6 protein-coding genes are annotated in these 7,929 nt (G+C 39.6%); all 6 read right to left on the reverse strand.

Annotated elements, in window-relative coordinates:
• Positions 1-224: 224 nt before the first annotated feature.
• A complete protein-coding gene (locus H6G86_RS37215) occupies positions 225-1,754 on the reverse strand; it encodes a TraB/TrbI/VirB10 family type IV secretion system protein (RefSeq protein ID WP_190938581.1) in 1,530 nt (509 codons plus the stop codon).
• Positions 1,755-1,758: 4 nt separating this feature from the next.
• Entirely contained in the window at positions 1,759-2,481 is a 723-nt protein-coding gene (locus H6G86_RS37220; protein WP_190938582.1) for a hypothetical protein, read from the reverse strand.
• A gap of 188 nt (positions 2,482-2,669) precedes the next feature.
• On the reverse strand, positions 2,670-3,746 hold the full coding sequence (locus H6G86_RS37225) for a hypothetical protein (RefSeq protein ID WP_199338575.1): 1,077 nt from the start codon (positions 3,744-3,746) through the stop codon (positions 2,670-2,672).
• Between the two features lie 222 nt (positions 3,747-3,968).
• Positions 3,969-4,748 (reverse strand): hypothetical protein, encoded by a 780-nt coding sequence (locus H6G86_RS38350; protein ID WP_242065171.1) that lies wholly within the window; start codon positions 4,746-4,748, stop codon positions 3,969-3,971.
• Positions 4,693-5,244, reverse strand: a complete 552-nt coding sequence (locus H6G86_RS37235) for a hypothetical protein (RefSeq protein WP_179075794.1) — start codon at positions 5,242-5,244, stop codon at positions 4,693-4,695. The genes H6G86_RS38350 and H6G86_RS37235 overlap by 56 nt, the downstream gene beginning before the upstream one ends.
• The gene (locus H6G86_RS37240; protein WP_313931627.1) at positions 5,241-7,874 is read right to left on the reverse strand and encodes a helicase HerA domain-containing protein; all 2,634 of its coding nucleotides are present in this window, start codon (positions 7,872-7,874) and stop codon (positions 5,241-5,243) included. The genes H6G86_RS37235 and H6G86_RS37240 overlap by 4 nt, the downstream gene beginning before the upstream one ends.
• Between the last annotated feature and the right edge of the window lie 55 nt (positions 7,875-7,929).

The following is a 7,929-nucleotide window of genomic DNA, read 5'->3' on the forward strand; positions in this document are numbered from 1 at the left end:
ATACCCTTAAACGGCTGCCCATATACCTGTTACCGTGGTAGATACATTATGTGTATTTACTTATCTTTACACAATTTGGTTTTTTCACCCTGTCCTACTTAAACCATGAAGGCAGAGGGCTAAATTTATATTTTCTTCCTTCTGCCCTCTGCCTTCTGCCCTCTGCCTTTCTTCGGTAATTAATATACTTTTACTCAATAAAATAGGTAAGTGCAAGCTACTTTTCATAGAAAAATCGTTTGATTTACGAATATCTGAACAGTTGTCTGGGCTGGCACTACAAACACTTTGCCATCTGACTGTAAAGATTGTATTTGTTGAGTATTTGATGACTGGATTGATTGTAGTACTTGGCTAAAACTTCCTTGAGCAAACCCAGCTAATAAATTTTTATTGTCATTACTCACGGTACTAGTCGAAAATCCAGATGAACTTATAGTAGTTTGGCTGTTGGGATTATTTTCTACTTCAGCAGCTTTTGATATTCCAGCAATTACTGCTGTCATGAAATCGCTACCCAAACTACTGCCTTGACGTGATTGCCCCCGGAGAGTTTCTCCATTCTTATTGAGAATAATAATGGAATTCTCCGGTATAGTCTTTTCTAATGTCTGACCATCAACATTAATTAAAGCTGCGATGGCAGACATTTGAATATATTCGCCACTATTTGAGCCATTCAGCACAACAACCAGATAAGAATCCACGGGTAAAACCTCACTGCCATCTGATGCTTTTAATGCTGAGGTTAGTCTAATCAGATATTTTTGAACTTGATTTGCATTGCCAGCACTTATCGCAATTGGGGTTTCTATTTTGCCCTGTATCCGAGTTCCTACTATCACACGTCTAGCATTATAATCAATGTTTTGTGACTCATTACTTGAAGTTTTTACTGTCACATTAGGTCTACCAGTGCCACCTGATAGCCCTTGGATACTAATTGGTTCTTCAGCCGTAGTAACAGTATTATTAGCGCTGAAACTACCGACATTAGAAACAGTTAACCATTGTTGTATTGGATCTAGGTTTGGTTTATTACTTGATGATGAAACTAAAGCTATGGATTGAGGTCGCAGTCTAGGCGAAAGGGTGGGGAAAGACTTTGTTGCTAGAGGTTCTCTCGATATAGTGGGATTCGGAGGAATAACTATTGGTTGAGATGGACTAATAGAGGCGTACTGTCGTTGGGTTGGTGGTGAAACTATTGGTGGGGAACTAGTTGATGCAGTTACAGGACTACTTTTTACAATGGTGTTTTCTTCCTTAACTGGGGCTTTGCTTCTTGAAGTATTACGAAGACTTTCTAATTCTGGTTTTTGGGAAGTAATCGCTAGTGCCGTCTTAATCTTGCCAGGATTTTCTGATTGTGATTCTAAATCTTGAGCGTTGCCAGATACCCCTTGCTTTATCGCTTCCGGTTTGACTGTGGTGGAATTGCTTAAAGCATCCATAGAAGTATTTATCATCCCACCTGCCACTGCAATCAGTAGAAAAATTCCACTCCCGATTACCCCAGCTTTGAGTAAGGGATGCTGAGAAATGACGCGAGTGGTTACAATCTCTTCTGGTTGTGGGCGCGTTTGAGGTTCATTTGCTTCTTCTCGATCTGAGAACTCAATTTCAAAAGTTACGCCATTCATCGCTGCAAAACTTTTTTTATCCTGGGGGACTTTGGGAGTTGCCAAAACTGATTCCTCTAACGCATCTATTGCGTCATTTTCTTCAATAGATAGTACATCTGTGACTGCCATTTGATTACTTCCCGATTTCTAAATCTTGGATCTTATAAATTTCTAATCCCGCTTTGCGAACGCTATATGCGATTCGTTGAATGGAGGATGAGTTAGACGGAGGAATTGGTGTATCAATTGCTCTGACAAATACAGTTTTATTAAATGCGATCGCTTTACCAACTTGATTGCTGCCCTGGAAGACTACGAGGTTGGCTACCATATCAATTGACCAGTGACCCGGTGCCAATTTCTGGGGTTCCGAGAAATACCGCACGGCCAAAACTGATTGCGTCGTGCCGTTGAAAACGTCAACTGGTGTCAGATTGCCTAATTCCTCTAAGAAATTACCTCGAAAATCTTCAGATAATGCAAATCCTATAACCCATACATTCGTCGTGATTTTTTTCTCCCCTACTTGTACACCAGCATCTAGTACCGCTTTTTTAGTTGGGTCGGAGTTAGAGTCATCAGACTTTGGAATTCCAGTCCAGCTTAATAGCCCCGTCATTGTCTGTCCCACAAAATAGGTAATCGCTTGTAGCGATCGTTCGTCATTGCCAATGGGGGACGCTCGTATCGAAGACCCATCATTTAGTTCAACTAGAGTTGGTGTTTTGGAATCTGCAACTTTCCCAATCCGAGCAAAATTAATTATTTGAATTAAAAGTAGAACAATAAGTAAAACCGCATTCCCCATCAAAAATATGGGAGTGAAGTTTATTTCTTTTTTCTCCAGTAGTTGCATTCCATTCTCCTACTTCTCAAACATTATCGTAAATTAAAGGATTTCAGAACCTGCAATCTAGATGTAGCACCCATTTCAGTCCTTCGACATGCTCAGGAACCATCGGGGTTTAAATCCCCGTCACAAAACTTACTTGCGTTAGCGGAGCGGGGCGTTAGCCCATTGCAACTTGCGACTTGCGACTTGTTTTAATCTCTTCTTGGCATCACTACAAACTTGGCTGCGCTGGTAAAGCCAGAAAACAGAGCCATTCCTCCACCTGTTCCAATCGCTACTGCAAGTATTGGTGAAAATATTGCCTCTATTAACTGTAGAAGTAATGGATTATTTGACGGGGAATTAACTATAGAGCTAGCAGCTACACCGACAATAATTGAGTAAGACATAAGGATTAATGTTAGTGCTAACCACCCCGAAAGCCAAGCAAAAATTGGTTTGGCTCCTATCGGTAGCATAGATAATACTAAGAATATCGGTGCCACATAAGCTGTTAACAGGAAAGAAAACTGAACGAGAAACTGAAAAGCTGCTGATAGACCGCTAAAAATTATATAGGATAGTCCCTGAACAATTGTGTTAACTGCTCCTCCAGCGACATCTAAAGGATTCCAATTATTTTGCCCTTGAATCCTTTTCTTTTGTTTATACTCTTGTGATTGAGCGTCAATTTCTTGAGCTACCTTATTTTTACAATCTTTCTTAGGAGTAATTTGATTGCCATTTTTATCTATTTCTACATCAGTTAGTTTTTCACATTCTGCCATTGCCGTCTTCGCAGCGAGAATAAAAGTTTGATCTGTATTAACACTCCGAATAGCTTCTTTGAGGGTTATACCATTTCTTGTAACAGTCAATACAGTAGAGTTTAACTTATTTGAAACATTTCTGAATACCAAGGAGGTAGTCGCAAGCATTGCTCCATTATTGTTGAGCATCAGAATTACTATCATTGGGAAAGCCATTTCTTTGACAACTCCACTCGAAAAGCCCTCTGACATTATTTGCTCGTACCATTGCAATGACCAAAAACTTACTAAAACTACCGCCGCCAGCATCGAGACATTAACAATAGCGATATAAACGGGGTTTTGACCACTCGCAAATAGTTTCCAGTCATTATCAAATGCCGAAACAAAAATCTCCGAACCATTTATTGCGCCTTGTACAATAGTTCCAGCATCAGTTGGGAGATTTTTATCAGCCTCATTTCCATTCGTTTGAGCAAGAATAAAAGGAATTAAATTAGTTAGACAAAGAAGATACATTGTTAAACCTCATTTTGAAAATGCTTTTAACAGAAAGGAGGAGCGAAAGCAAAAGAGGTAGATTTTGCAACTGTTAAGTTGCTCACTTATTTATAAAATATAGAACAAGTATTTGAAAACATAGTATTAAACAAGATAATACCCGCAGTGCGATTAGTCACGTCCATATTTGAAACCCACACCCATTAAATATGTGTTTCCCTTTCCCCTTTTCCCTATTTTTCATTGTCTCTCCCAGAAAGCGTCGTTATAAGCACCAGCCTCCAACAATTGCATAGCCACAGATCGACTTTGTGCATCTTCTTTACGGGATTGTGACGAAATATTTTTCGAGATGTCAACCAAATTGACATTAGCTGCTGCTAAGGCTCGTGTTTGTTTTTGAGTCTCTCCATGTATTGCTTTGGAAATGACAACATTCTGTAGATTTTGAGTTGCCATTTTTTTGAGAATATCTTGAGTTACGATGTCTGACTGCGCGTTGTCAGCGTTAGTTGAAGAAGTAGTTAATGCAATATTAGTTAAATCAGCCTCTTGTGCCTGTACTCGTTGTCCATCAACTCCTAAAGTTGATTGAGATTGACCTAGAGTATATTGACGATGCCATGACAACTCTGCATTCTCAGCTTGAGTATTAGAATTGGGCTGAGTCATATCTGGATTTTGTGAGCGAATAACTTCTTTGATTTTTTCACCTGATTCTAGGGGGTCTGGAATTCCCAAAGACCCAATTGTAGAATCAACTGCCTCCCCGAGTTGTCGAGTTATTTCAGCATTTATTTCTCCATAACCTTGCCCTAAAGCTTGGTTCAACTCAGTTTCATAGCTTGATATTCGGCTTTTTAAGCTCGTATAAACTTGCTGAAATTGAGTCAAAAATGGTAATTCTAATCCCCAAGCTTGATTACAACTATCGCCAATCAATATCGTCGCAGTTAAGAGAGAACTAACGCCAAGATAAATTACCATTGGGCGTAAAATCATGCTTTTGTGTGATTTCATATAGATCCTCAAAAGATACAGCAAAAGGTTTTGGTGAGCAGGGACTAGTAACAAGAGCTTCAAAATCGTTCAAAGGCTCGGCAATCACAATTGCATCAACATTTGTTTCTCCTCCTGGTGGTTTGGAATAACTTTCAAAGTAAGTACTTTTATAATGTGGAGTATTACTTGGAATCAAAGGATGCTTTTTACTTCTAATTAATACATAAGATTTCTTTTGCAACTGTGTGTTAATCCCTGGCTGCTGAATTTTATCTTTAGGAATAGCATGACGACCATTTCCTGAATTGAAAGCTGAATAGAGAGTTCGACTTTTGAAAATCAAGTCATCAGCATCTTTTAAAGATTTTTCACAAAGGACTTTTTGATTAGCCAATAATTTTTGATATTGCTCATCTTGATACTTCCACATTTGAAAACTTAAGCTGGCGACTCCTATACCTAAAATTGCCAAAAGAATTTTTTGTTGAATTGCAAAAGCAATTAGACTTTTCATAATGACTGTCCCTGTTTGATGCACTTCACATAATACTTAGAAAACTCCGACACCCATTCAAACTTGTTCGGATATTGAGCTTGAAAGCGATTGCGCGTTGCCTGCTCCTCTCTGCTGTTGGCAACTAGTGCCAACATCACGTAGGAGGGATAATAACGGCAACGAATGTAAGTCCGGTTGTAATCCAGCAACCATGTTGTGTACATTTGCTGAAGATTAGGCCGAAATAGCTCATTCTTCTCAATAATTGAGTGAGGAATCGAAAGGATATCAGTAAAGCTTTTCGCCGCCCCGGAAACCAACCGCCCAATCAACCTTATGGGCATATTTTGTAGAATCTGTTCTCCCGCCTCAGATTTGGCAATGGAAATTACATCCTGGGCAGCAAGGATAATTCGGCTACCAGATTTCCGAGCCGTTGCACATTTTCTACCTACTAATCGGGATAATGCAGAAAACCTCAGTAAGACACTGGCTTCATCCATGAAAAACACACTATTAGGTGAAGATAGTGATTGCCTGGAAGCCGCCATATATGCACTCATCCCAAATACTTCTGCATCTTTATCTGATTGCAGATTGGTTAGCGCAAAAGTAATTAACTTAGAATCTGTTTGGAAGGTGGAAGGTTTGCAAATCGCATCCCCAATCGCGCTTGCTTTCCAGTATTTCAAACGCAAACGAATATAATTAAGCCCTTTCTCAACATTCTCATCTTCATAACCCAAATCAATATATTCTGTTGAGAAAAATTGCTCCATATCTACTAGAGTTGGCGTATTATCCCACTCTGGCGTTCCAATTTGGCTGATTCGTGCTAACTCAAAACGACGTTGGATGTCTGGATGTTCATAAAACGCTTTTGTGCCTAGTGGAATCAGCGACTCAATTGTTTGTGCCAAAAACCCATCGAATTTTTGTGAACCCAAAACCAACTGCAAGATAATCAGATTCATATCATTTCTATGGAGCTTTATTCTTTCTTTTCTCCCCTCTATATCCCACTCTGGAATTGCTGATAAATCAAGAGGCTGGACAAGATTGTTTGATTCTTTGGCGATATTAAAGTAAAACCCGTTGTGGTATGGGGTGAAATCTCCAAATGTCCCCGTTCCATCATCATTGGGTAAGTCAATAATCAAAACTGACATTCCTTTTGCCAAGCATTCTGCTATGATTGTGGCAACCAAAACAGATTTTCCCGAGCCTGTCGTTCCTAGAATCATCATATTCTTGGTTATCGACAAGTCTAGATGTACCGGGGAATGACCTTGATCTGCGATTAATTCAAAACCCTGATTATCAGCCTTGGCAATTTGTACTGTGCTGGTCAATCCCAACACTTCACTCGCAAAAAATGTTAATCGACGATTATAAGGGCGTGATAATAACTGTTCCATTTTGGCTCCCAATGTTTGCAGCCAAATCAGCCAAGCATATTGCGTTTCTCGAATTAGTTCTGCTGGTTGGTTAATATACCCAGAAATCAATCTACAAGTATCGTCAATTTCTTCAGGTGTATCCCGATAAATTAACACTACTAACCCTAATGTTTCTGGTGTGTCCCCTGTGTATAATTGCTTTTGGGCTGTTACACTCCACTCAACATTTATTTGTGAAGCTACGTCAATTGTTTTCTTTTGAGCGCTGATTTCTGCATTTCGCGCTCTCCGGGTAATCATTTGTTGCGCCAATCGGGTTAGTTTCTGGTCGGCAGGACTGATTTCGGTAATCACTTCCACATCATTAATTGGCTCTCGTGCAAATATATTCCATAGAAACCTTATTTGTGCTTCTGTTGATGCGAATACTTCTGGTTTTTGCGACAAAACCATCACGCCGACATATTTTTTACCGCCCTCAACATCAGGCAGACATACCCACTTTCTATCTGCGAAAGGTATACCATTATTCATCAATACTGATGTTGCATGAGCTTGATCTATATATGATTTATTTGTTGCTGGGGTTTCGTTAAATTCCTCCCTCAGTCCCAATGAATCAAATACTAAAGTATGCGGGATTTTTACAATCTTTGCTCCCACACACTTACTTAACTCTTTCCATAGTTGCTCTGCACTTTTTGGCTTTGGGTCAAAACCCATCTCTGTTAATATCTGTAGATGTCTTTGTGAAACATCTATCGCTTTTTCTAATATCCTTTTTAAGTTCTTTTTCGTAACTTCCGTCGCCCCTGTGGGTGTAAATCGTCTTGTCAGAAAATCTGCTAGCTTTACCAATGCTCGGTCTATCGGGTCGCCGCTCTCTGTTCCCCCTGGTACTATAGTGAAAGTCGTGTAGACGCTGAGAGTTATATTTTTCCTCTGACGCAAACGTGTCAATTCCTGAATTCTCCCTAACTGCCCCCAGTCCAGAAACTCGCTCTCATCTGATACAGGATTTTGCAATCGCCTATAGAAACACTCTTTTGCATTACTATCATCGCAAAACGAACTCCAGCGAAATGTAAATTTCTCCCCAAGCCCTATCTCTTTGCACCCATTTTCAAAAGCTTTGGCTATTGCTTCTACTTCTTCACTCGAATTAAATAATGGATGAATTCCTGTGCAACTATATCCAAATAGGGAGCTATGCGGTTTCGTCAGATCCAGTAAAAAACAAGCGATCACTAAATCATTTTCCCAGTAGTATAAATTTATTTATACTTTTTAAGCAGTATTAACA

Origin of the sequence: Nostoc sp. FACHB-133, from assembly GCF_014698055.1 — a bacterium.
Classification (GTDB): domain Bacteria; phylum Cyanobacteriota; class Cyanobacteriia; order Cyanobacteriales; family Nostocaceae; genus Nostoc.

Excerpts from the sequence above, each read along its gene's own strand:
- H6G86_RS37235 (WP_179075794.1), bottom strand. The coding sequence starts at position 5,244 with ATGAAAAGTCTAATTGCTTTTGCAATTCAACAAAAAATTCTTTTGGCA.
- H6G86_RS37220 (WP_190938582.1), bottom strand. The coding sequence starts at position 2,481 with ATGCAACTACTGGAGAAAAAAGAAATAAACTTCACTCCCATATTTTTG.
- H6G86_RS37215 (WP_190938581.1), bottom strand. The coding sequence starts at position 1,754 with ATGGCAGTCACAGATGTACTATCTATTGAAGAAAATGACGCAATAGAT.
- H6G86_RS37225 (WP_199338575.1), bottom strand. The coding sequence starts at position 3,746 with ATGTATCTTCTTTGTCTAACTAATTTAATTCCTTTTATTCTTGCTCAA.
- H6G86_RS38350 (WP_242065171.1), bottom strand. The coding sequence starts at position 4,748 with ATGAAATCACACAAAAGCATGATTTTACGCCCAATGGTAATTTATCTT.